18 protein-coding genes are annotated in these 24,366 nt (G+C 43.1%); 10 read left to right on the plus strand and 8 right to left on the minus strand.

Translation table 11 applies throughout. The features are described 5' to 3' along the window. The first annotated feature begins 230 nt into the window (after window positions 1–230). Together DESYODRAFT_RS11595 and DESYODRAFT_RS11600 are read left to right on the plus strand one after the other, a co-directional pair. A complete protein-coding gene (locus tag DESYODRAFT_RS11595; RefSeq protein WP_007783197.1) occupies window positions 231–1,157 on the plus strand; it encodes a dimethylarginine dimethylaminohydrolase family protein in 927 nt (308 codons plus the stop codon). A 189-nt stretch (window positions 1,158–1,346) separates the two neighbouring features. Next, complete coding sequence (locus tag DESYODRAFT_RS11600) at window positions 1,347–1,634, plus strand: putative quinol monooxygenase (protein ID WP_007783198.1); 288 nt, start codon at window positions 1,347–1,349, stop codon at window positions 1,632–1,634. Between the two features lie 80 nt (window positions 1,635–1,714). Here DESYODRAFT_RS11600 and DESYODRAFT_RS11605 read toward each other — a convergent pair whose 3' ends face one another. The 4 genes from DESYODRAFT_RS11605 to DESYODRAFT_RS11620 are packed head-to-tail and all read right to left on the minus strand — an operon-like array spanning window position 1,715 to window position 4,364. Continuing rightward, entirely contained in the window at window positions 1,715–2,653 is a 939-nt protein-coding gene (locus DESYODRAFT_RS11605; protein ID WP_007783199.1) for a hypothetical protein, read from the minus strand. Then, window positions 2,650–3,081 carry a hypothetical protein gene (locus DESYODRAFT_RS11610; protein WP_007783200.1) on the minus strand — a complete coding sequence of 144 codons (432 nt, stop codon included), beginning with the start codon at window positions 3,079–3,081 and terminating at the stop codon, window positions 2,650–2,652. The genes DESYODRAFT_RS11605 and DESYODRAFT_RS11610 overlap by 4 nt, the downstream gene beginning before the upstream one ends. Window positions 3,082–3,092: 11 nt before the next feature. Then, the gene (locus tag DESYODRAFT_RS11615) at window positions 3,093–4,004 is read right to left on the minus strand and encodes a M56 family metallopeptidase (RefSeq protein WP_007783201.1); all 912 of its coding nucleotides are present in this window, start codon (window positions 4,002–4,004) and stop codon (window positions 3,093–3,095) included. 3 nt (window positions 4,005–4,007) lie between these two features. Further along, window positions 4,008–4,364 carry a BlaI/MecI/CopY family transcriptional regulator gene (locus DESYODRAFT_RS11620; RefSeq protein ID WP_007783202.1) on the minus strand — a complete coding sequence of 119 codons (357 nt, stop codon included), beginning with the start codon at window positions 4,362–4,364 and terminating at the stop codon, window positions 4,008–4,010. 128 nt (window positions 4,365–4,492) lie between these two features. On the opposite strand from DESYODRAFT_RS11620, the gene DESYODRAFT_RS11625 reads away from it, so the two are divergent. Continuing rightward, entirely contained in the window at window positions 4,493–4,972 is a 480-nt protein-coding gene (locus DESYODRAFT_RS11625; protein WP_007783204.1) for a GNAT family N-acetyltransferase, read from the plus strand. A gap of 491 nt (window positions 4,973–5,463) precedes the next feature. On the opposite strand, the gene DESYODRAFT_RS11630 is transcribed toward DESYODRAFT_RS11625, so the two are convergent. Then, a complete protein-coding gene (locus tag DESYODRAFT_RS11630; protein ID WP_157137168.1) occupies window positions 5,464–5,904 on the minus strand; it encodes a hypothetical protein in 441 nt (146 codons plus the stop codon). Continuing rightward, window positions 5,843–6,109: an eCIS core domain-containing protein gene (locus tag DESYODRAFT_RS29960; RefSeq protein WP_052315260.1), complete on the minus strand. Its 267-nt coding sequence runs from the start codon at window positions 6,107–6,109 to the stop codon at window positions 5,843–5,845. The genes DESYODRAFT_RS11630 and DESYODRAFT_RS29960 overlap by 62 nt, the downstream gene beginning before the upstream one ends. Window positions 6,110–6,487: 378 nt before the next feature. Here DESYODRAFT_RS29960 and DESYODRAFT_RS11640 point away from each other — a divergent pair, with 378 nt between their 5' ends. The 3 genes from DESYODRAFT_RS11640 to DESYODRAFT_RS11650 are packed head-to-tail and all read left to right on the plus strand — an operon-like array spanning window position 6,488 to window position 14,775. Further along, on the plus strand, window positions 6,488–9,061 hold the full coding sequence (locus tag DESYODRAFT_RS11640) for a hypothetical protein (RefSeq protein WP_007783207.1): 2,574 nt from the start codon (window positions 6,488–6,490) through the stop codon (window positions 9,059–9,061). Between the two features lie 4 nt (window positions 9,062–9,065). Continuing rightward, window positions 9,066–11,711, plus strand: a complete 2,646-nt coding sequence (locus DESYODRAFT_RS11645) for an adenosine deaminase (RefSeq protein ID WP_007783208.1) — start codon at window positions 9,066–9,068, stop codon at window positions 11,709–11,711. After that, entirely contained in the window at window positions 11,701–14,775 is a 3,075-nt protein-coding gene (locus DESYODRAFT_RS11650; RefSeq protein WP_007783210.1) for a leucine-rich repeat domain-containing protein, read from the plus strand. Before DESYODRAFT_RS11645 ends, DESYODRAFT_RS11650 begins: the two co-directional genes overlap by 11 nt. Before the next feature lie 54 nt (window positions 14,776–14,829). On the opposite strand, the gene DESYODRAFT_RS28170 is transcribed toward DESYODRAFT_RS11650, so the two are convergent. Together DESYODRAFT_RS28170 and DESYODRAFT_RS11655 are read right to left on the minus strand one after the other, a co-directional pair. Next, complete coding sequence (locus DESYODRAFT_RS28170; RefSeq protein ID WP_007783212.1) at window positions 14,830–15,030, minus strand: hypothetical protein; 201 nt, start codon at window positions 15,028–15,030, stop codon at window positions 14,830–14,832. Then, window positions 15,027–17,117 (minus strand): B12-binding domain-containing radical SAM protein, encoded by a 2,091-nt coding sequence (locus tag DESYODRAFT_RS11655; protein WP_007783214.1) that lies wholly within the window; start codon window positions 17,115–17,117, stop codon window positions 15,027–15,029. The genes DESYODRAFT_RS28170 and DESYODRAFT_RS11655 overlap by 4 nt, the downstream gene beginning before the upstream one ends. A 385-nt stretch (window positions 17,118–17,502) precedes the next feature. Between DESYODRAFT_RS11655 and DESYODRAFT_RS11660 the strand changes: the two genes are divergently transcribed. The 4 genes from DESYODRAFT_RS11660 (at window position 17,503) to DESYODRAFT_RS11675 (ending at window position 24,317) form a co-directional block, all read left to right on the plus strand. Beyond that, window positions 17,503–19,230 (plus strand): sigma-70 family RNA polymerase sigma factor, encoded by a 1,728-nt coding sequence (locus DESYODRAFT_RS11660; RefSeq protein WP_007783216.1) that lies wholly within the window; start codon window positions 17,503–17,505, stop codon window positions 19,228–19,230. A 661-nt stretch (window positions 19,231–19,891) separates the two neighbouring features. Then, the gene (locus tag DESYODRAFT_RS11665; protein ID WP_007783219.1) at window positions 19,892–21,124 is read left to right on the plus strand and encodes a hypothetical protein; all 1,233 of its coding nucleotides are present in this window, start codon (window positions 19,892–19,894) and stop codon (window positions 21,122–21,124) included. Between the two features lie 346 nt (window positions 21,125–21,470). After that, the gene (locus tag DESYODRAFT_RS11670) at window positions 21,471–22,664 is read left to right on the plus strand and encodes a thiolase family protein (RefSeq protein ID WP_007783221.1); all 1,194 of its coding nucleotides are present in this window, start codon (window positions 21,471–21,473) and stop codon (window positions 22,662–22,664) included. A 72-nt stretch (window positions 22,665–22,736) separates the two neighbouring features. Next, window positions 22,737–24,317, plus strand: coding sequence for an acyl CoA:acetate/3-ketoacid CoA transferase (locus DESYODRAFT_RS11675; RefSeq protein WP_007783222.1), 1,581 nt, complete (start codon window positions 22,737–22,739; stop codon window positions 24,315–24,317). Window positions 24,318–24,366: the final 49 nt, after the last annotated feature.

Here is a 24,366-nt window from a genome sequence, read left to right on the forward strand (position 1 = left end):
TTTCAGATAATTAGGCTTGGGATTAGTGTATCCTGTTTTAATCGGATTTAGATACGGTTAGATAATTGGCTGCAAGAGCGCCGCTCAGATAGATAAACTGACTGGCGCTCTTAATAATAAGGTTAGTACTTTTGGGTCTGGATTTTTTCAGTGTCCTGTTATATAGGTATGTGATTAATGCCGGAAACAAATAATAATGTCAACAAAAACGTTGAAATAGGGTGTGAAAAATGAGCAGGATACAACCAAGCTACGGAATTGAGAAACTGGGAAGATTAAGAAAGGTCTTACTTCATGACCCTGTTGAATCGCTGGCAACCATTAATCAATCAAACTACAAGTATCACTTATTTAATTATGTTCCGAAGGTAGATCAATACTTAATTGAGCATAAAAAATATGCTCAGTTGTTGCAAGCACACGGAGTAGAGGTGCTCTTTGTCAGAGACTTTGTACACCACACAAAGGACTTACTTGCCAAACTCCCGAATTTGCCATATCTGCACGACACAGCCGTCGTCACGAGTAAAGGGGCTATTTTATCTGAAATGTGTCCGGGTACCAGGGCGGGGGAGGAGCAGGTTGTTAAGGAGGTTCTCCAAGCTATCGGCATACCTATCTTTCATGAATTTGAAACCCATGAGCAGTTTGAAGGCTGCTTAGTTTTGTCCCCTGATACCTTAATTATCGTGGATACTGAACGGCATAAGCCCAGTACAATTGAGAAATTCTTTACCAAAGCCCTGGATATTTTCGAAGAAGTGATTTATGTTGAGGTACCGCAGGCACGAAGGTTTATGCATGCGGATATGATTTTCAACAGAATTAGTGAAGACTTGGCCCTGTATTTTCCCCCAGCATTTCTTAGAACCTATTTAATTACCAGACAGAAGCGGCTTGAAATTGACCTAAGGACATTTTTAGGAAAGCGAAATATGGAACTTGTGGAAATAGATAATGAAGAGCAACAAAATTGGGGCTGCAGCTTTGTTGTCTTAGAACCTAAGGTCCTTATTCACTATGATCTGGCACTTAACCGTCAGACTAAAGAGACCTTAAAACAACGGGGGGTACAGATTATTGAATTTCACCCCGATGCCTTATTAGCCGGAGGAGGAAGTCTTCGTTGTCTGACCTTAAGACTTTGGCGTACCTGAATTTTTGCCTGTACAGTTGCCTATTTTCAAAAGGCCGATGGAACCTTTGCCAATGATCGAAGTAATCGCTTAAAGGAGAAATTGATTATGCGTTGAATATAGTTATTAAAGATATAACCATAATCAATGACTTTGACCGAAGGTGATTACACAGCGTTCCGAGTACAAAAATAAAGGAGTTGGTTGGAATTGTTGACGTTACTGGCAACCTTAAAAGTAAAACATGGCAAAGAGGTGGAAGTGACCGAAATTTGTACTCAATTGGCCAAGGAAGTTCTTTCTAAGGAAAAGGACTGTTTGATGTACATACCCCATGTGGTAAAGAATGACCCAACTAAAATCGTCTTCTTTGAAAAGTACAAGGATAAAGAAGCCTTCAAAGCCCATGGGAGTTCAGCTTATTTTAAGGAAGCAGCCCAAAAGTTTGAAGACCTGCTGGAAGGTAAGATTCAGGTTGAATTTCTTGAAGAAGTTTAATAGGCAGCAGCGAGGGATTGATGTCAAACATAAAAGTTATAAGTAAAAGGAGGCTTCGCGTGTTGATGCGAAAGCCTCCATTATTCTTTACTATATTGAATTAGCGTATGCATAAGGATATAGGTAATAACACCGGAGCCCAGAATAACCAGAAGGTCGGCAGGGGATAAGGGAATTATCTCTAAGGATGCAAAGAAGAACCCCTGGCCGTAGATAAAGAGAACCCCATCCATCAGTACCAGTTCCCCCACATACATGAGGAATGTTGTCAAGGAAGCAGATAAAGCAGGTATGGTCTTGGCGAACAGCGGGCTTCTTCCATAAAACAGCGAGCCGGTATAAATGCCGGCGGTAATGCCGAACACTGTAAAGAATCCAGCCATTAGCAGGGCAGATAAAGAGGGAATATGGAGGGTGCCGTTTCTGTAAAAAGCGGTAAAACAGGCGAAAATACAAAGACTAATCAACAACAGAGCAGAAACCCCTTGAGCAATCAGCGGACGCTTTCTGGAAAAGTTCCGTTCTCGGATCATTTTTCCAAAACCATGGATTACATTCAGCGCTGCCAGTATCATGACAATAGCAATAAGGTAAAAGTGAAATTTAAAAGCTGGATTATTCGCTGCATAGATAGGTTGGCCGACCGAGCGGAGAACCTCCGGGGTTGCCATGCACAAGCTTAATTGCCAGGATTCAAGGGGCATTTCCACATAGCCTTCAATTACTTTGATTTGTTCAAAACCAAATTCAAAAACCAGGAATAATAGAATTCCCAAAATTGAAACCACCGGCAGAGTGTAGCTTTTGCACAGCTTAAAAATCAGCGGCATGAGTGCGGCGGAAGCAATTAAGGCAATACATATAGGGGTGTAAGGAATAATATATTTCTGATAATCCGCTGCATTGATAAAACCATGTTCTAAATAATTGCCTAGGGTTACAACCCCCATGTATAGGGGGTAAACAGAGGCCAATAAAAGGATAAACAGGGAAAGGAAATAGAATTTTTTATAGCTCATAAATGTTCACCCCTGACACGGCCTTGAACGGCTTGCCTGGCTGAGATGTTTTGGCTATCTTCATACACAGCTTTTAGGTATTGATAGTTTAAGCCCCCGGAAGAGACCTTGAAGCATTCTGTCTTACCGTCAAGCCAAAACACTCCGTACTTATCAACCCAGAAGCTTTTAACCCCCTTCCCCTTATAGGAAAAATAGACATGAAAGGCAGTTGCCGGATCCATTTGCTGAGAGGTTCTTTCAAAGCTGAGAGAGTTGAAGTGACTAAGCAAGTTATCGACGATCCTTTGATCTGCTCCAAACATTGCATAACTGGAAAAGCCATAGCCTATAGTAACATTGTCTACCTTAAGCCTGTTGTTGCTGATCGGTGTACAACCTGTCAGCAGCAAGAAAAAAATCAGCATGATTAAGAAAACACGTTTCAAAGCAGCACCTCCTAAACAGTGGCGTTGGTGATTATGATGACAGCAATAGAGATTACCAAGGCAGCAAAGCAGAGTGAAGAAAAGAGCGTAAGCTTTTTATAGGATAAGATCGTTTCAATGCGCAGCTTCGTTTGGGTCCCGCCAAATGGCGATGCGAAGAAAGCTTTGCCGGAAGCGCAGGTGAGTAGGGCGCGGGCATACTCCTTGGTCTGCCGTTCATTGAGATTTTTGATAACCTTGGCATCGCAGGCCAGCTCCATATCGGCAAAAAAGTACTTTAAGAATACCCAGGATAGGGGATTGAACCAATGAACGCAGGCTGTCAGCAAGGCTATGGCCCGAAATAGATTGTCCCGGCGTGCAATATGCACCTGTTCATGGAGCAGGATATAGTCCAGATCCCCGGCAGCTATTTGGGCAGGGACAATGATTTTGGGCTGAATAATACCATAGACAGCCGGAGCGGTAATTTTATCCGATTGATAAATATTGCCGCTTATAAGCTGCGCCGTCTTCAACTCTGATTTGCTAAAGAAGTAGAGCAGCGCCAAGATTAGCATGACAGCACAGGAAACGATAATCCAAATCAGCGAAGCCACATTAAGCACGTTTTTAAGCAGGTCGGTTTTGTATTCGAGAGGGAAATAGTTTTTGGCAGCCATGATACTATTGGTGGCTGTGATCTGAGGCAGTTCCTGGCGGATAAGCACTGTTTTGGTGGTGAATTTAGAAATTAAGTTTAGCAAGCTGTATTGATTAGCAATTCCAAAAGGCAGCCAGAACCTGATCAGAGGAAGAAGCCATAGGACATAGACTGCAAAACTTGGCAGAATTTTAAGCTTGCTCAGTAACAAAACAAGCAATCCGGCAACACTGCCGAGGATACTCATGTTAAGTACCCAATAAAACAGTTCAGAGAGCATGGCCTACCTCTTTTCTACCAGTTTTTTCAACATCTCCAGCTCATCCTCAGTAAGGTCATTTTCTATGAAGGAGGCGAAAAAGGCTTTTTTAGAGCCGTTATATAACTTGTCGATAAGGCTTTGGGTTTCAGCCTTTCGTACCTCTGCTTTTTGGATAAGGGAAGTACAGATAAAATTCGGTTCAGTCCGTTGAAGGGCATTTTTCTCCATCAGTTTTTTAATAATCGTATAGGTTGTATTCTTATTCCAGCCGATTGTTTCAGCAGCGATAAGAGAAATTTCTTTGGCCGATACCGGCTCCTTATCCCACACAATGTCCATGATCTTGAGTTCGCTGTCAAAAAGCTTTAGAGATGCCAAACTAAAAACCTCCAGACTATTCTAATAGTATGAGTATATACTACTAGAATAGTCTGGAGTTGTAAAGACTATTTCGATAGTCTACGCCGCAGCGGCAGGAAAACTATGCCAAAAAGGGGATTATTAAGATGATTTTCAGACAGGCGCTGCCTCAGGAGATAAATTTTATTTTCAGTGAAGGGTACAAGGAGTGGAGCAAACATAGGACCTTTGAACAATATTGCAGCGATAATGCCAAGGAAGATGCGTATGGGACAAGGTATGTCCTGGATGTCGGTAACGAAATTGTCAGCTCTCTGATAATGTTAAAACTGAAGGATATTGCTGGAAAAAAAGCATATGGTATTGGCTCTGTATTAACACCAAAAATTTACGCCGGTCAAGGTTATGCCACGGAACTGTTAAAAAACTGCTTACAAAAAGAAGAAGGCTCCTTCATTTTTTTATTTTCGGATATAAATCCTGAATTCTATAAACAATTTAAGTTTAAAATATTGCCTCCGCATCTTCAAAGATACGAAAAAAGCGTCTGCATGGTATATTGTAATGATGTTAGCTGGAATGAACTTTTGAACTGTTCGATAGATTCAATACCTGATTATTTTTGAACAGTCCGGCGTGATCCAGGAATCCGGCCAATCAGTTCCTCTTTATAAGACATAAGAGCCGCGTGTATATTGTTTCACGCGGCTCTTGATCACTTCCATTTTATTAAATATTATGCAGAAGTCTTTTTAGGCCGTTCTATGTGCCATCGGATGCGTCGTCTGTGTCTTCCATATCCGCGCTGATGTAGTCCAGGATGTCCGGTAACCGGGAGTTGATCTCTTCCCGAACTTACCGGTCACAGTGGAATATAATTGCATGCAGAAAGAATACTCAGTCATCCCGAAAACGCTTAACTCGGTGAATACTTCTTCATCGCTATCGTTGACGGGCAAAAGAAAGCAGACATATTCAATTCCGTTTTCATCCGCGCGCCGGAAGGTATCATAACCGAGCCTTCTTCATTTCGGCATCCAAGGCTTCCGTATACGGACTTACTAATTCATGGCCAGTCACATTTGCGCCTTCTCTCCGCTTAATTCTGGTTCGAAAATTATATTGATTCAATAATTATATTAGTTCTAGGCTCCTTTTTTAGCGGCGTTCTTTTTGCCTCTTCTTCCAACTTTTGTTTGACGGCGTCCTGCTGCACTTTTAGCGGCGTCGGAGTCGCGGGCACCGGTGCCGGTGTTGTCTGTGCTGCCGGCCCCGGCGTTGCCGCAGTTCTCTGAGCAGCCGCGGCAGCCTTTTTGGCTGCTTTCGCTTTTTCTGCTTCCCGTTGTTTGCGCAGCGTGGCTTGAATGCCGGAGCCAAGCGCCAGCTCGCGTTCTTGATGCATCTCGTCAAGATCCTTGCCGTCTCTGGAATAAAGCTTGCGTCCGACAGCCGTCTCACTGTAGTTGCCGTCTTTCGTTTTCTTCAGGCCTGAACCTTTAATCAGCTGCTCGGCCAAAGTGCCGCTGTTCGTGGGCCTTCTTGGCGTCTTTATACACACTCACGCCAACGCCGTCCACGGCACCCTGCTGCACGGTATGTACCAGTTCGTGGGCGGCGGCGGAAGCCTCGAAGCCGCCGGAGCCAAAGTAGACGTCATTTCCTGCCGTATAGGTGTGGGCGACCATGGCGTCAGCCTTTGCGGCGGAACCGGCGTCGGTATGAAAACGAACCGAAGAAAAATCAGCGCCCAGTTTATTTCCCATGGCCGCTTTAACATTGTCCGGAGTGGAAGCGTGAATATTGGCGGAAAGCCTTTCCGCCTCGTCTTTATTAATTTCAATATTATAATCGATTAAATAATCTTAAAATTGAAATAATATCCATTGCTATTCATCAAGATAGGACTAGATATTTCTTCCAAGGCATTTTCATAGCAGAACGATACTACTATATCTAACAAATCAGGAGTATTTGAAAGGCGATCGCACCACCGACATCATCAAGATGAATGATGCTGCCGCCTTTCAAAACCCGACATGTTGAGCTTATAAGACATAAAATATTATGAGAATATACCTTAGATTTAGAAAATTATGTTATAATAATTTACAATATTTAGCTTTAAAATGAGGTAGATAATTATGGACTGTATTGATTTTTCGACAGCAAATTCGTATGGGGTTACGGCAGAAGACTATAAAAATTATGAAGAGTCCTTGTTTAAGAATGCGTATAAAGATGCCCTGAAGTGTCTGAGAATGATCGTGAAAGATAGGGATTCTTCCGACCATACTTGTTCTGAAGCATGTTCAGGTTCTAATGCACGTTGGAGGGAAAATGCCAACAGTTGGGACGAAAGCAGAGTAATCTCCGATAAGCTTAACACAATAATTGCCTTTGTAGGAGATCGAGGTACCGGTAAAAGTACCGCAATGGTCTCCTTTGTCAAATTCTTGGTGACAGGAAACCTGAAAATTGCCCGGTATTCAGAGAAAGAAATGCATTACTATTTTTATACACTTCCGGTCATAGATCCGTCCAGGCTATCGGAAGATGAAACAATTATTGGCGCAATAGTATCAAAGATTTTCCGGGAAGTTCAAGACTATGTTCAAAAATGTGTTCGTGAAGGTGGAAACGATCTTGATGATAATATTATCCGAAAGGCTATAGAAGCTTGTGAAAAAGTACATCAGGCAATCCGGGTACGCTATCTGTCCTTAAAGGAAACCTTAAAAGAGAATTCCGATGATTTAGAACATTTAAGTATGCTGGCGAAAACTACACGGCTCCGGGACAGTATTAAAGAATTGGTGGATATATATCTCCAAATCATTGCAGGTCCCGAAAGAGCCAAGTATTCATTTTTATTTATCCCGATTGACGATTTGGATACAAATATTGAACATGGTTATGAAATGGTGGAAGAAATTCGAAGTTTTCTTATGCTTTCCAATGTGGTTATTCCGGTTGCTGTAAAACTGGAACAGCTTTCTGATGCCCTTGAACAGAAATTTATCACCTTGTTTAAAGAACTGCATAACGAGAAGAAGGAATTACTTGATGCTCACCCTGCCGAAATGGCAATGAAATATATCCAAAAGTTAATTCCTGCCCAACGCCGCATCATGCTGCCTAAGCTTGAAATGCAAACCTTGGGAAACATACCGATTATTACAAAGACGACTAAAGGAAAGTATAAGTCATTGGCAGGCAAACGGAAGCTGGTAGACTATTTTTTCGAACTGATCTATACCAGGACGGAAATTGTCCTGGTCAAAAATGAAAATGGCGCGCACCCCATTATACCCCTTAATTTAAGGGCTCTGCACCAGTCAATTGATTTTTTCGAAAACCTTCCCGTCTTGATTGAAGATAACAATAAAATCTCTGATAGTAAAATATGGCTTGATAATTTGGATGCGCTGGAAGTTTGGCTGCTTGACAGTGTGACTTCAAATTCTGTTCCGCGGGAGATGGCAAATATCATCAGGAGCTTTGCCAGACATCCCAATGAGGGTATCAATGGATATCTGGCAAGAAGCTTGGATAAGTATGGTATTTCAAAAAATATACGCCTTACTTCACGTCATAAAGGGCCGGAATATTGCGGATTGTTTGGCAATGACCAGTCTGCCTTGCGCATCATTGAAACTGGAACTCTGCAGGAGAATATCAGTCTTGGAGATGTACTCTATTTATTGCATGTGATGCAGATGTACGACTCCAGTGAAGGGATCCGCCACTTTACGGCAGCAATTAAGCTTTTATATTCGATTCGCATGAAACGTCAACGTCGCAATATTATGATGCTTGATAAATCAGAAAAGACAGAAGGGACAAAAAAAATTAAGGATGACTATTACAGGCAGATGGCCAATCTCTTGAACGGTCTTATATATAATCCTGCGCAAAAGCTTACATATGATGGTCTTGAAAGCACAATGATAAACATTGATGCATCTAACGTAACTTTAGTAGTGGAAGAAGGAAGCAGGACTATTAAATCGTTGCTTGATGCGGAAGTAAATAAATCGGATAATCTTGAGACCGGAGCAATGAGTCTTGCCCAGGCAGTATGGCTGAGCTTTTTTGTGACGACATTTGGCAGAATCAAATCCAGAGACCTGCATATGCATACGCTAAACGAACCCTATCTCAAAATGCGGCTTCAGCCGCTTGATATTGATAAAAATAAAGAAAATAAAGAAGGAAGTCCTTTATATGTCTCGTTTAACTGGATGGCTTTCGTCCATAATCTGCTGGATCCGGAAAAAACGATTAGCCGTATGTTGTGGCAGGTAACCATACCTGCCGGTCAAGCCGCAGATAAAAAAAGTGAACTGATAACTTGCTATAAAAGTCTTCGCAGCAAGCTGTTTGCCGGCATCTTGCATTTTGAGAGCGTCGAGATATTGGATGCTCTTGCCGCCACAATGATAAGCGAAAAATATATCATTGAAAGGTCCTCTGTAGGAACTATAGGAAAACTCAAAGGGTATTTTAATTTCTCCCGGGCTGTAATGAATGCCTATGGCAAGATACTCGAAAGAACGGCATTGTTTAATAGTGTACCGGATGAGATGATCGGCAAAAGGAAGAAAGAACTTACTCAATACCTGAAATGTATTTTAAGTCTCGAGCATGTCAAAATGTACAATGAGAACACAGACGAAAAACGCCCCTTTGATTGGTTATTGCAAGGTCGGGAGTGAGGGAATGGAACAAACTTTTGCTTATGGGCTCTCAATATTGTTGCGGCGCATGTCGATTTGTGAAGTCATGAATAATTCCCGGTTGACGGAGACAGGTCATTCCAGACAACCGAGCTATTTAAGTCTGTGTGATCGTCAAAGTTTTAGAGTCGCCTTCTTGAATGAATTCAGACAATACTCCGAAAACGAAGCGGACAACATTTATAGCCGTCTGGCCAATGAGGTGAAAGAACTGCGCTGGGGAAAGTGCGGGATCTATTCTCTGATCCGGTTAGTTGCCAACAGCGCACTGCGTATGGACGGTGCATCCGCTTGTTGTGCCCACGATAAGATGGTACATTGGCGTAATGCAGTCCATCAGATCGGCCAATCGGTGTTTATTTGTGCCTATCTTGCCGACCAGGACCTGCAAAATCGCTTTCAAAGGAACAATTTTGCCTTCAGTCCCTACGCTAAAACCGATAATCTCCGCTTGCGCAATATGTTAACTCAAGGAATCGCGGAAAACCATTTCCATTTAAAGGGTTCGGCTCCGGCCTTTTTGCTGTCGTGGGTTTGTCTGATGAACCATATTGACAAAAGGAATAACAAAGAGGGTTTCAAAAATGAAAAAATGAAGCGGCTTTTTTATCCGGTGCCTTCAGGAGATGAAGCTCTGGAATTACATGATTTCGTTTGTTTGGCTGCGGAAATACGGTTATTCCTTTGGAGGCGCTTAAGGGGAATCGGAAGTAAAAGTATTGATGAGGAAAAAACAAATATAAGTCGATGGACGAACCCAAAAGGGCTATTGCCTCCGGTGGCAGATTTACAGCGCAGAATAGATGTTGAACGCATGCTCAACTTGGGATCCTTGGATTATATAACTGATACTGTGAAAAATGCTGAATCCGACGATGCGTATGCACCGATTGCAGGTGAACACCGCTTTCTATATCTGATGTTCCGGGCTATTTATGACAAAGATGGGGAGATCAAACCTTATTTGGATTGGTTTTATACGTATTTGCTGGTTTTCATCCGTATGAGAGGAGAACTGGTTCAATGCAATCACGCTGTGGGGTTCCATAATTTTATGCTCTACCAGGATCGGAAGGAAATTTTTCTGGAAAAGTACCCGGAATATGCTGAAGCATTAGTGCGTCTGGCTTTTTCGTCAGCCTTAGAAAACAAATCGGTCAAGAACTTAGAGGTTCGGATTACGCCAAAGGAATCTCCTGCCCAATTGCATAAGTCATTGACAAACTACCAAAAATGTATCCCGGTTGCAGCAAGTGAATCAAAGGGCGAAAGGTATATCAAGCGTATTTTAGCTGCCGGGAAACCTGCCGGTGATTCGGTCTATGATGAACGGGCTTATTTTGTATTGCACTTAGTTAAAGAAGGGGACGAACGGTGTAAGAAGGACATGATGATGGAGATCATGAAATGCCGCCACTATTATTTCCGATCTTATAAGGTGCAGCCTCAGATCCGAAGCATTGTAGAGTTGTTTCAACGCAATGACCCAATGGTGCGCAGGGTTTACGGGATAGATGCCTGCAACCAGGAAATTGGCTGCCGGCCGGAAGTGTTTGCTCCGGAGTTCAGATATGCGCGTGCGGCGGCCTGTCAAAGGGACGGGTTTCCCCGTTCGAATAGATCTTTGCCGGTTTTACGTATAACCTTTCATGTGGGAGAAGACTTTCTGGATATTGCCGATGGGCTGAGGGCAATTGATGAGGCTGTTCGTTTTCTTGAGCTGCGGCACGGTGATCGCTTAGGACATGCTTTAGCCTTGGGAATTGGTGTAACTGAGTGGTACCGGTTTAAAAATAAAAAACTATATCTGCCGCGTCAGGACATCTTGGACAATTGTGTATGGATGTATAAACAACTGGAAAGCTATGATATCGGTAATCAGAGCATCCGAAGTCAATTGGTTGAGATGTATCACCGGCAGATGAATCACATTTACTATAAAAATATTCCCGGATCTGAGCGGGAAATTTCCATTGACACATATTTTGAGGCGTGGCTTTTGCGGGGGGATCGTCCGGAATATTACTTACATGGTTTCGAGGGTGATGCAACTCAATCGATGTTGAAAGACAATAGGGCGGAAAATTTGCATACCTCGCCTTATTGTCGGCTGGTTCGGGAGAGTAATCCCAGGGCAAGACAATTGATGCATTACTACCATTACAATTGGGGGGTAAAAACAGACGGGAATAAAATTGATGAGTTTGATGTGACTGAGGACTACATGAGTGCGGTAATATCCATCCAGGCCGAGATGCAGAAGGAGATTGCCCGACTGGGGATTGCGATTGAAACTAACCCTTCCTCTAATTATCTGATAAGTACTTATAAACGATATGATAAGCATCCGATTTTAGAGTTGAATGATGCAGGCTTGAGAAACAATGAAAAATGCGCTCAAATATTTGTCTCCATCAATACCGATGATCAGGGTGTTTTTGATACGGATCTGGAGAATGAATATGCCTTGATGGCCTGTGCCTTGGAAAACGCCAGGGACGACCGAGGACAGTTAGTGTTCAAGTCTTCTCAAGTGTATCAATGGCTGAATCAAGTGCGCATTATGGGTATGGAACAAAGTTTCAGACAACAACAAATAAACCTTGGAGGAAGTGACTATGGGCAGTGAGCTTACGCAGGAAATACTGGATGGTTTAAGAGTGGGAAAAGCTGGGGCGGCATACTTCTATCCTAAGGATCGACGACTACAGATTATTGAGCTGAGAAATAAATCACTACTGGACGAACTCAAAGAATACGAACAATCCATATGGGATTTAACAATTGAAAAGTTCCAGGTTGATAACAAGGTGTTTAAGCAAATTGCTGCACTAAATAGCATAAAAAAATTAACAATAATCGGTCTAAACCAACAACAGCCTTCTGCATCGGGTTTTAAGGAATTGAGCCGGCTTCCCGGACTTTCCTCCATTGCCATTAAAGATATACAACGGATTAGTGCCAGTTGGTTTAAGTTAATCACAGGATTTAGAAAAAACGCCGGAATAATGGAATTAGAGATTAGCGGAGTTAGCGAACTAGAGAGGAAGGCAATCCCTGTTTTGGCCAAATTACCTAATTTGGAAAAACTGGTAGTGAGCCGAATTGAACTGGGGCCTGAGTTCTTTAAAACTTTGGTGAAGATGACAAGTTTAGAAACCTTGATCCTTGACGCTATTAGCAATGATCCGAATCTGGTAGACAGGATCAATCTTTCCCAGTTGAAAAAATTGACTACTCTAAACATCAATCATGTGCCGTTTCAAAGATTGCCTTCAGGCTTTAAGGATTTAATAAAACTGGAGCATTTAGACGTATCTTCCAGTAGATTTGAACGTTTTTTCGATGAAAATACAAATTCAGATGAACAGCAAGGTATAAAAAAGGTACTATCTAACCTGAAGTCTCTTAATCTCAGCTCCAGCAAAATATCTTCTCTACCAAAAATTTCATTCCCTAAGCTTGAAACCTTGAATATGTCCAATACTGTGATTAAGAATGTACCGGGATGCTATATCCCAGCATCATTAAAACAGTTTCATATGAGAAGTTGTAATATAGAAGAGCTGAAAGGCGTCGGGGCTTTGGAGCATCTTGAAACGCTGGATATCTCTCTAACGGCAATCAAAGAACTACCTGAAGAGATGGTCTGCATCAAGACCCTGAAATATTTGGATATTGGGAATACAAAGATTACCAAGCTGCGGGAGTGGATAACTAAACTCACTAATCTAAAATATTTGGGGCTGACTCAACTCAAACTGGACACTTTTCCCCAAGAACTTGCAACGAGAGAAAAGGTCAAGTTTTATGATAAATTTAAATCAGATAGGGATTATGATGATCAAGATAGTCAAGATAGATGTGAAGTTTATGTGGGTGGATTGCGGATTGCCGATATGGATGTGCGTTACCTAACCCTGAATGATCCCGAATTTTTGCAGGCCTATTATGGAGCTTCTGACAAAATGCCACTCCATCGGGGTAACGTTATTTTCCTGGGGGACGTCGGTGTAGGAAAAACAAATATTATTGAACGGTTGCTGGATATTGATGAGGATGAAATCAATAAAGCTTATGGCTTACATTTCATTAAGGAAAAGAGCCTGTTTTGGGAAATGGCCGCTCCTTTTAAAAAGAGCAACGGAGAAGCCTATATTAGCAATAATGCTGACATCCATATTATTGAGTTGAGCGGCTATGCTGCAATGCAACTGGTCCATCCGTTGTTCCTGCCCCAGACAAGTGTATATGTGATTGTTCTGGACGCGCGTAAAACTGATTTATTATTTCAGCGTGCTCAGTATTGGTCTAAGTTGGTAGAGGCCTATTCCCCCAATTCGACCATTATATACGTTCTTAATTACGCGCCCAAAAATAGAGCGAGCCTTAGTCTGCCATTGTTGAAAACGTCAATATTTTTAAAAATAGTGGAAAAAGTAATTCTCTTAGAAACGGAAGAGGATCCGGATCAAGAGGAGGATGGCCCGGATATTTCAGGTACTATCGAAAATTTAGGCAAAACTTTGGCGGAAGAAGTCTCCGAATTGGGATATTATACGCAAAAGATTCCCCGCCCTTGGCAGAATGCAATGCGTCATGTTGAGGATGTGCTTGAATCACGCACTGTAATGTCCTATAAAAACTATCTGGATATATGTAAGCTTTATGGAATGGACGAAAGGGCTGGTTGGGGATTCTTGCGGACAACTCTTTCAGGCAACAGCAGATTATTTATACCGGATGATACGGATACTGATATAAAGCCGGGATTCATATATCATACCTTTTGGTTTGAGAACGGAATATACAGAATCATCAAATGCGCGGAGTTAAATAACGGCAGAATAGAAGACTCTGTGGTTGGTGTGTGGGAAAATATCATAGATTCTGATTCGACCATGGATTATTCTATAAACAATATCAAGATGCTTATGGAATATCTACAGGAACAAAATTTAAGTTATCACATACCCTCTGAGAAAGTATGGCTATTCCCCGGGTTTTTAAATGGATTAGCCGGAAACCGGGGGGAAGATGAGGACTGGATAAATAGGATTAGTTTAGCGGCAGGGCAGAATCATTTTTTTGTAGAATGTCCAATTATTTCACACAGGCTATTGTCAGAAATAATCTGCCGGACGGTAGGCCCACTACAAGAGGAAAAGGGAAATAATCTGCCGCCTGAAGGAAAGCAAGGCGTTACTTTTTTGGTGGGACAGGAGGGAGTGGCTATTTCGTTTCCTGATGACGAAAACTGGCGCGGAGGCAGTTTGCTGATGATAGGCAGCGTAGGCTGTCCCGGCATGCTGCATATTTATGCAGTTCCAGTGGGCCGCCGGCAAGCCTCGTCAAGAGACAGAGAAACTTTATCAAATGACATAGAGTCAAGGCATTTGCAGGCCTATGCAGAGTTAGTTTTTGGTAGACTTACCCATTCATTGAAGAGATTCAGGCCTTATTTTGCATCGCAGTATAAAATTTATGTGGAACAGGTAGTTGGTGAAATAGATGCACCAATATATAACACTCGAGCAAATATCATGCTCAGTAATATCATTTCCGCCTTTAAGGCAGGACGTCCTGATTATTTTATTGGAGAACTGGGGAAATCAGAATATATCGTTGAACTGTATAATAAGTATATTTCCGAGTCTGTTGTAGATTTCGAAAACAATAAAGCCGGTCAATAAATCATGATTTATTGACCGGCTTATAAAACATAGTTGAATAAATTATTAGGTATTTTAAGGACGACCGCCACCGCCACCACCACCGCCGCCACCAATGGCAGACCCTCTTAAAGGTGAAATCGGTGAAAGTTGCTCCCGGTTATCATATGGAGTAAACGCTGAAGTCGTCTGAAGAGGTAATTTCGTGCGAACCCAAAACAAATCTTTTTGTAAGTTGCAGCTTTCATTGCCCGGTAAATAATGTTCAAACTTCATTTGGTACACTCGCTTTCATCAGATACTAAAAACCCGTTCATATAAAGCATACGGACAAGTTCCGTTAGCTTCGGGAAATATTGCTCGTTAAGCTTATTTTGTCTTAAAAAATTTCGAATTGCCAAATCTGCCTGTTGAGGTACATTAAATGCTGATAATAATTCCGCTAAGGCAGGAGAGACCTGAATACTAATATAATAGCATAAATGAAACAAAAGGTGAATTCCACGGAATAAAAAGCTCGTAACCCACTTAGGAATATACAGCTTTATTTGTATGTCAAAGTTTTTAATTAAAGGGCTGTCTGTTGAGTTTGTCTTCCAGATTAGGGTTGCCCGTATGGTTTCACTAAGCCGATAAAAAATATTTACAGGAATAATGGCATCAGGGGGCATCCATGGATACATCAGCCCTCGCATAACGTTATTTTGCTCTTTTAACAAAGCAGATTTATCAAACCACCCTTCTTGCATTCCCCAGGCCTCTACCGAATTGCCCAGAAAATAGCGAGAGGAGCAGGGTAATTTCAAGGCGGTAATTTCGAATTCTTCAAAATGAAGATAAAGATTGGAGGATACATCCATTTCGAGAATGTTAATATTGAAGGTGAAGTTCTGATACTTCCGTTTAAGATGGGTCAGGAAATGGTAAGTCTCTTTACGCTGTAGTGGTGTTTCCCCCGGGAAGCCTATGATGAGGGGACAATGCACGGATATCCCCGCAGAGTGAAAAATAGCTACGATATGCTCCACAGTATCCAGTTCAAAGCCGGCTGAGAATTTGTTCATGCTGCGAAGTACGGAAGAAGATGCAGACTCTAGCCCGAAACGTATTTCGCGCAGCCCGGAGGCATACAACAATTCACATAATTCAAGATTGAAATCCCCATCGAAACGAGAACGGACCTGCCAGAAAATATTAATTTTCCGGCGGAGTAAGCCTTTGGCAAACTCGGCAAGAAGTGACGGTGGAATAGCCTCATCGATAAACCAAAAGTACTTCCGCCCTTCTTGCAGAAGGTGTTCTATCTTGTCAAGTTTTTCGTCAATATTGACTTCAAAGCGGTGATTTCCTTCGACATGGTATTTTGAATTAATACCGCAAAATGTACATTGGCGCCATGGACATATTATCTCGGGAAAAAGCTTTGCGGACAATATCTCATAGGGGTCAATGTGAGTGGCATTGTTTGGAAGAGAGCGGGGGCGGGTATTTAAATAATCGTCAAATGTTACTGAAGACAAGCTGGAATATGGATTTTGATGGATATGCCCTGAATTATGGTCAACAAATATTAGATTCTTAATAAATTCTAAAGACTGTCCCTTTGCTAACGCTTGACGGAGTTTTACCATGGTTGGATTCGTTTCCTCCAGAACAATGCTGTCGATGATGGAAAACAAAGTTTGATTCCCCATAAGATGGGAGGTTATTTTATTCAGGGAATAATATTCTGAAGAATGATTTACGACCGAAATGTGAGCAGTCGGCTTATTTTTTTTGATGTAAACAGCCATGGCCATGGTTGACATTGTGATACGTCCATGCAACCAAACTAAATCTGGATTATTGGACAGAATTACCGGGAATACTTCTTCTTCCAAAAACTTCAGATAGGGATTCTGGGATGGTATCATACAGTTTGCCAGCATTTCCTGGGAGGATGTTTGATTTAAAGCGAATCCGTCCGAAATAGTCAGGGTATGCGGAAAATAGATCAATTCAGAATACATTTTGCAGAGAATCGAAAGGGTTTCAAGAGCGCCAAAATAATCGCGCACGTCCGTTGCCTGATTCACAATCTGATGAATTGCCAGCTGACACCTTTCGACAAACAACTGCGGTTTTTCTAGGATGGCAGCATATTGAACAATATCTACCGGCAGATTATGATGCTTATTTGCCAAAATATTCAACAAATTGTGAATGGATGCGGCTTTTAAGTGTTGAGCCCAGAATAGGCCGTTTGCACGGCGTAAACTATCAGGGACGGCGTTGTCGAGTGGTTCCAGTCGTAAGCTGTTTAGATCCGGTTGGCTAAACTCATAAAAGAGACCTTCAAGAGAATAGAGGTGTAATTCATTCATAAAAGTACTCTTGCCCACTTTCATTAATAAATATGATATTCAATTCGCGTAGGGCAAATACATATGTAGGTATAAGCAACGAGACCATCAGAAAAGTAAAACTATTACCCAATATTAAGTTGATGGTTACACACCATTATATTTAATGTGAGGAAAACCTTCAAGTCAAACACCTTCAAAAATAAACAGATTATGGAATACCGGTATAAACGAATAAGTACTTATCTGGTATAGTGGTTCGCTCTGCTGTCTTGATCTGATTATAAATGACTGGACAAGGTTCATAATATTTAAAAACAGTGGAACTTTTTAGCCTCCTTATGAATCCTAAGTACTGAAATGCATTTCGAATTGAAATTGAAATAGTTGAGGTGAGGATCAAAGCGTGAAAAAAGATCTGATTGGGAAGGCCCGGCAGGGTGACCTTGACGCTTGGGAAGTATTAATCCGGGAAATCTATCCCCAGGCTTCGAAACAGGCCTTCTGCCTGCTGAGAGATAAGGATCTGGCCCTGGATGCCGTGCAAAACACGATGCTTAAGGTTTTTAATAACCTGTCAGGCTTAAAAGATGACGGTGCCTTTACCGGTTGGTGGCGGCGGATATTAACCAACGAAGTATACCTGTTGCTGCGTTTCAGCAGCAGGGTAATGCCGGGGATAACACCGGAACTGCTGAACACCGGGGAACTGTCTGTCGAGGATGCTGTCACGCTGAAGTTGGAAATGGGGCAGGCGATTAAAGGGCTTCCTCTGGAACAACAGCAAATCCTGCTTGATATTGATCTAAGAGGATTGAATTTACAGGAAGCAGCTGTTGAATACAATCTTCCCCTGGGAACGGTCAAGTCGCGGTTATTCCGGGCCCGGGCCCGTCTGCAGGAAACGCTGAAACAGTATAGAAAAAAGCCAAAGGAGCGAATAGACATGACGCTAGAGCCATCAGATATAAAAGACCGGATTTGTGACTATTTGGAAGGAACCATGGAGGCAGCAGCCAGAAATACCTTTGAACAAGAACTGTCGCAAAACCCTGCCTGGCAAGAGGAAATGAAAAAGCAAAAGGACTTTTTGACATTTCTGCATTCACTGACCGGAAAAATTACCCTTTCCGTAGCCGAGATTAAGGATAAGGTGCAGGCGGTGATAGAGAAAACAGAGGATTACGAGGAAATCGTGGATGCTACTTTCTTTGAGCAGGGAAAACCAACCACCATGACCTCTCATATTTGGTTCAAGAAGCCTGATAGCTATCGGACAGACGGGGACAGTGCGTCAACGGGTCCCATAACCGTCATTATGAAAGACGGAATTATGCTGAGTTGGCTTGCCGATAAGCGCCAGGTCAGAAAACTTATCTTAAGCCAGGAATACAGAGAACGCGGCAACTTTAATTTTCCGGACAGCCTCAAGGCCATGGCCGAGAATAAATCCAGCCGGATATTAGGTACGGAATACCTGCAAGGCCGGCCTGTTCTTCATGTCCAATTCAGTGAACAAGTTCCCGGGCTGGGGGAAATGAATACTCATCACTGGATGGACAAAGAAACCTGGATGCCAATACGAACGGAATATTATAATGTTAAAGGAGAACTGGTTAACCGCCGGGAAGTGAGGGAGCTCCGTCTCAATCAGGGACTGCCTGATTCCCTGTTTGAACTGGATCTTCCTGAAGGGGTAACCATCGAGGAGGAAAACAGTCAAGTCCTCAATCTTCCTCAGGATATAACGCTGACTGAGGCAGCAGAGCGTTTACATCAGGCCCCCTATAGTTTGCCTGGTCAGAATTATAAGATCAAACACCAATGGATTGAAATAAAAGAGGGGAAAGGTGCTCTGCTCAGCATGTATTCCGTCCTCGGTGAGCAGAACCCGTTGTTGATTGTCACCCAAGGGCCGGTGCCGCATACTAATCTGCCTCCAAATTCAAGCACCGAACCCGTAGAAATTGAGTTTGACGGCAGGAAAACAACAGGGGGCCTCATCAAGGTCGAATTGGCGGGTGTCAAATACATGCTCGAGTGGGAGGACAATGGTTACTATTATACCTGCGGCGGGCAGCTGGAAAAGGCTGAATTGCTCAAAGTCCCCGGAAAATTGAAGCGGGCAGAATAAAAATTTTAGAGAAGGTGATACCAGTAGATCCCGTCGCCCTACCGCGCTGCCATGGTATTTTTGTCTGCTGCAGCAGGTGGCAATGAGAAGAATATTACAATCTCCCGTAAGGAGTCATAATAGCCTGAGGCGGCCACGCGGCCGCCGCTCTTTTGGGCTCCACTTAAACTTACCGTTGATCATAGAGATCGTTGCCCGTGTACCTGGGGGGTTAGGCGGCTCTTTAAGAAACCAGGTTCTGCTTTGCGCCTACGAGGTCTCCAAAAGGCACAAAGGGATTACGACCCACTTCCATGAAAAGCTGGGTTTTTATAGCTTACCGCAAAAACGTGAGTGAGGTTTTGAAAGGATAAAGCATTGTCGCATCTACACAATCAAGGTGTAGTAATTATGCGACTATTTTAAGGGAGATACTATTAAATATCAGGTAAGACCAGTTAATTCACAGCTATCAGATAAGCCCGAGTTTACTAATTATTTAGTGAATTCGGGCTTATCTGATTTGAGGAAAATCTATTATTTTAATAACGAGCCATTTGGTATGAATCTTGCGTATATTTTCCACTCAGAGGTTGACTCATCTAAAAATGAAAGAGAGGGGGATAGGTTGAAAGGGTTTAGAGGTGTCTCGGAAAGTGGATAAATATGAGGAGGAATGTCAATGTCAAATCACGCTTCACACCCTCGCTGGGGGCAGCCCTTAACCGGTCTTATTGCAACGGCTTCAATAGGAATTTTCAGCTTGATAACGTGGTACATCTTTGGATCTCCCCAGGGAATTTTTAAATACTATGAACACCCAATTCTTGAATTTTTAGCCTGGATGGTTTTGATAGGTGTCTGGCAGCATATTCTTTTTGGAAATTGGCCGATTGCTAAGTTAGAACCCGTGAAACGCGGAATTGTAATGTTGGGGATTAATATCGCAGCAACCTATATAATTATTTATGGTGTCTTTCAAGGTTTTTTGGGAAAACTCATACTTCCTCTTTGGAGTGTTGAGGCTTTAACAGTACGGGGTATAACTGAAGAAGTCGCCAGAGAATACACGGGTGGGGCGCTTACCATGTTCGTTTTAATAGGGTTTTTCACCTATATGTTCTGGACGATTCTCTTTAAAAAATGGCCTTGGGGAGGAAAACTGACCCAGCCTGCTTTAGGTTTGGCGGAGTGGGGGATCACCACAGTCGTGACGCTTTTGGCCTATGGAACGCTTATATACCCCTTCTACGTAAGTGTAGTGTTAAAGCAACCTCTAGCTGCTGCGGCTCCTTGGTGGGGGGGAATTGATGGTGTTGCGCACTTAAACTATGTCGTTGCGATTTGGCAATGGATGGCAATGTATCTTTTGATGACTGCGAATATCTGGTCAGGAAAACCGTTTCACCTTATCAAAAAACAGCCTTGGAGCGGGCTGGTTGGCTTAGTTTCACTGATTGCTATAGCCTACTTGACCGTTAAAATTTTGATGTTTGGAATGGGTGCAGTATGGGGGGCAGTAAATCCGCAGGCTTCTGATGGCCCCGCCTCCTTAGTATGGCGCTATTATCATATCGCCTCTATGGCTGGGTTCACCTTATTTCCGTTCCTGATCTGGAACCATTATTTTGACAACTGGCCGCAGAAATGGGGAAGCGCTGTTGGTTGGATTGTTCGGACCGTGATAGTTTTCGCCCTTGCTGCGGTCCAGTATTTTGTCTATTACATGGTCTGTCTGCCGTTACTTGGACTAATGCCTGAGCTTTCTAATCATGCCAACAAACCCTTAGTTTGGTTGTTCTGGGTGGCTATTCCCGTAGTTTTCAATGTTTGGTTTATGGGAAAGGTTCCTTTTTACAAGTCAACTTCCGAGCAGGTGAACCTGGCAGAATCAAAAGGTGTATCGACCAATTGACAGCTTCCAACTTTGAAGAGATAGCTCTGAGATGACTTAAGCAAATGTCGCAAAAACACAATCAAGTTGTAGTGCGTATGCGACTATTATTGAGAATTAATGATGAAAGATTTGGAAAAAATCAGGACTTTAATAGCTATAACGGAAGCCCGAATTTACTAATTGCCAGGTAAATTCGGGCTTCTCAGACTATTTTGATAATTATTCGTATAATATTGGCCGATTTGGTATGGATCTTGCTTATATGTACGGTCAGAGGGAACTTACAGTGATAAAGGAGGATAGAAGTAAACCCGGCTAGAAGTATCCGCGAGTTTTTGGTTTCAAAATAAAGGAGGGTATCCAAATGTATTCAAAAGCGTTTATTCCTTATGGTGGTTACTACAGTACACCCTTTGCCCGTTGGCAGGGGAGTCTGCAAAATGAACATGCTGTCGAACTGGCAGCCTCAACCGCTAAAAAATGGCTGGCAAGCAAGGCCATTGATCCCAAGTTATTCGAATATCTGGTTTTTGGTAAAACCATCGGACAAATTTATACGTTTTACGATGCTCCTTGGGCGGCCTCACTAATGGGTGCTCCGGATATCCCTGGTATGCATATTACTCAGGCCTGCTCTACTTCCACAACGGTTTTAAATCAAGCGGCGTCAGCTATCGAGACAGGCCTTTATGAAACCTCATTTTGCTTGCTCACAGACCGTTGTTCCAATGGCCCCTTCACAGTCTGGCCTAATCCCAAGGGCCCTGGGGGTGAACTGATTTCGGAAAGCTGGCTGATGGATAACTTTGACGGTGGTCCTTGGAGAGGAGTTGCCATGATTCAAACTGCCGAAAACGTGGTCAATAAGGCTGGTGGAATCACTAAAGAAGACGTTGACCGGGTTACGGCGAGACGTTATGAGCAATATCAGGCTGCTTTGGCGAATGAGCGGGCTTTCCAAAAACGTTATATGATTCCAGCGGAATATAAAATCAGCAAAAAGAAAACAGGAGTCGTGGAAACGGATGAAGGCGTGACCCCCACAACGCTGGAGAGTTTGACTGCCTTAAAACCGGTTATCCCAGGAGGGGTACACTCCTTTGGTGCTCAAACCCATCCGGCGGATGGCAATTGCGGGTTGATTGTCACCACCAGAGATAAGGCTCGGGAACTGAGTACGGATAAAAACCTGGAAGTTCAGATCCTATCCTATGGCTATGCCCGTGCTGAACAGGCGCATATGGCTATGGCTGTAGTTCCTGCCGCAAGAATGGCGTTGGAAAAGGCCGGGATCGGTATCAAGGATGTAAAAGCGATCAAATCTCACAATCCATTTACGGCCAACGATTTGTACATGGCTAACGAGATGGGTATTGATGTCATGATGATGAATAATTACGGCTGCTCACTTGTTTACGGGCATCCTCAGGCACCTACTGCCGCTCGGACCATTATCGAAATGATTGAAGAGCTGGCGATTCTTGGTGGCGGTTATGGTCTATTCACAGGATGCGCTGCCGGCGACACCGGTGCTGCCTTAGTTATCAAGGTTTCTTAATAGAAACGGGAGAAGGGATCAGAGTCAAGAAACTGTTTTGCTGATTGAAAGAGCGGGAAAGGAAGGGAAGCTATGCCCAAGGTTATCAAATCTGACGAAGTGCGGAATTATGTAAAAGACGGGGACACTATTTATACGACAGGCTTCGGATTGGGAGGTTTTGCGGAAGAAGCGGCCGTTGGTATTAGAAAAAGTTTTCTTGAAACCGGCCATCCTCGCGATTTAACGCTCTATTATGCAACGGGTGTCGGTAATTTCAAAGATCGTGGAGTTGCTCATTTCGGACTTGAAGGACTCTTGAAGAGATTGGTAGCAGGACATTTTGCAGTTGCCGGACCCGATATAACCAAACTCGTCATGGATAATAAACTAGAAGCCTATACGCTGCCCCAGGGTGTGTTCGTGACGATGTCGCGCAACATAGCCAGTAAGCGCCCGGGTATTTTGTCCAAGGTTGGCTTAGGTACTTTTATTGATCCTCGCATAGTTGGGGGTAAGCTTAACCAAAAAGCCAAGGATAGTGAGGATCTCGTAGAACTCATTGAGTTTAAGAACGAAGAGTGGCTTTATTACAAGCTTCCCAAACTTGACGTTGTGCTTGTTCGGGGTTCAGTGGCGGACGAACGTGGTAATATCTCCGATTATCGGGAAGGGGTTTCGGTAGAGGGTTTATCGGCGGCCATGGCAGCTAAAGCTTGTGGCGGAATCGTCATAGCTCAGGTGGAACATTTAGTCAAAGCAGGATCGCTGCACGCCAAGCAGGTGTGCATTCCGGGTGTACTGGTAGATTATGTGGTTGTTGCAAAGCCGGAGTGGCATTATCAAACCATGTGTACGTATTTTAACCCAGCCTTTACAGGGGAGATAAAACTAGCCGTTGATTCGATGTCGGTCAAAGCGATGGAACTGGATGATCGGAAGATTGTTTGCAGAAGAGCGGCCATGGAATTATCGCCGGATGTTGTAGTTAATTTAGGGATTGGGATGCCGGATGGGGTTTCCAAAGTGTGTGCAGAGGAAAAGGTGGCAGATCAGGTATGCTTAACCACGGAATCAGGCGCCATCGGCGGCATGCCGGCCCCAGGCTTGGATTTCGGCCATTCTGTTAATGCGGAAAGTATTATAGGTACGGCATTTCAGTTCGATTATTATGACGGAGGCGGACTTGATATCGGATTTCTGGGAATGGGTCAGGTGGATGCGTTTGGGAATGTCAATGTTAGTCAGTTTGCCGGACGGCCGATAGGTGCCGGCGGATTCATTAACATAACCCAAAATACCAAAAACGTCGTGTTTTGTGGAACCTTTACCGATGGGGCTGAATTGGAGATTGCCGATGGCAAGTTGACGATTGTAAAAGAGGGAAAAAGGAAAAAGTTTGTATCCGATGTGGAACAAATCACCTTCAGTGGGAAGTATGCCGCCAAGGATGGTCAATCGGTTTTATACGTCACAGAACGAGCCGTTTTCCAACTTACGGCGGAGGGCTTGGAATTGATTGAAATTGCGCCTGGAGTCGATCTGGAAAAAGACATTTTAAGGTCCATGGATTTCAAACCGATTATTAAAGAGGTAAAGTCAATGTCTCCAGAAATATTCCAGGAAAGATGGGGAAAACTGGCCGGAATTCTTCAGTCTAAAATCAAGAATTAGTCGGTTCAAACTGAGAAGGCTTTAAGACCAAACAGAGGAGGTACGGATA

Origin of the sequence: Desulfosporosinus youngiae DSM 17734, from assembly GCF_000244895.1 — a bacterium.
In the GTDB taxonomy this organism is placed as follows: domain Bacteria; phylum Bacillota; class Desulfitobacteriia; order Desulfitobacteriales; family Desulfitobacteriaceae; genus Desulfosporosinus; species Desulfosporosinus youngiae.

Bases quoted from the DNA above. Each gene is read 5' to 3' on its own strand.
- DESYODRAFT_RS11595 (WP_007783197.1), top strand. From the start codon at position 231: ATGAGCAGGATACAACCAAGCTACGGAATTGAGAAACTGGGAAGATTA.
- DESYODRAFT_RS11605 (WP_007783199.1), bottom strand. From the start codon at position 2,653: ATGAGCTATAAAAAATTCTATTTCCTTTCCCTGTTTATCCTTTTATTG.
- DESYODRAFT_RS11615 (WP_007783201.1), bottom strand. From the start codon at position 4,004: ATGCTCTCTGAACTGTTTTATTGGGTACTTAACATGAGTATCCTCGGC.
- DESYODRAFT_RS11625 (WP_007783204.1), top strand. From the start codon at position 4,493: ATGATTTTCAGACAGGCGCTGCCTCAGGAGATAAATTTTATTTTCAGT.
- DESYODRAFT_RS29960 (WP_052315260.1), bottom strand. From the start codon at position 6,109: ATGGGAAATAAACTGGGCGCTGATTTTTCTTCGGTTCGTTTTCATACC.
- DESYODRAFT_RS11640 (WP_007783207.1), top strand. From the start codon at position 6,488: ATGGACTGTATTGATTTTTCGACAGCAAATTCGTATGGGGTTACGGCA.
- DESYODRAFT_RS11645 (WP_007783208.1), top strand. From the start codon at position 9,066: ATGGAACAAACTTTTGCTTATGGGCTCTCAATATTGTTGCGGCGCATG.
- DESYODRAFT_RS11650 (WP_007783210.1), top strand. From the start codon at position 11,701: ATGGGCAGTGAGCTTACGCAGGAAATACTGGATGGTTTAAGAGTGGGA.
- DESYODRAFT_RS28170 (WP_007783212.1), bottom strand. From the start codon at position 15,030: ATGAAGTTTGAACATTATTTACCGGGCAATGAAAGCTGCAACTTACAA.
- DESYODRAFT_RS11655 (WP_007783214.1), bottom strand. From the start codon at position 17,117: ATGAATGAATTACACCTCTATTCTCTTGAAGGTCTCTTTTATGAGTTT.
- DESYODRAFT_RS11665 (WP_007783219.1), top strand. From the start codon at position 19,892: ATGTCAAATCACGCTTCACACCCTCGCTGGGGGCAGCCCTTAACCGGT.
- DESYODRAFT_RS11670 (WP_007783221.1), top strand. From the start codon at position 21,471: ATGTATTCAAAAGCGTTTATTCCTTATGGTGGTTACTACAGTACACCC.
- DESYODRAFT_RS11675 (WP_007783222.1), top strand. From the start codon at position 22,737: ATGCCCAAGGTTATCAAATCTGACGAAGTGCGGAATTATGTAAAAGAC.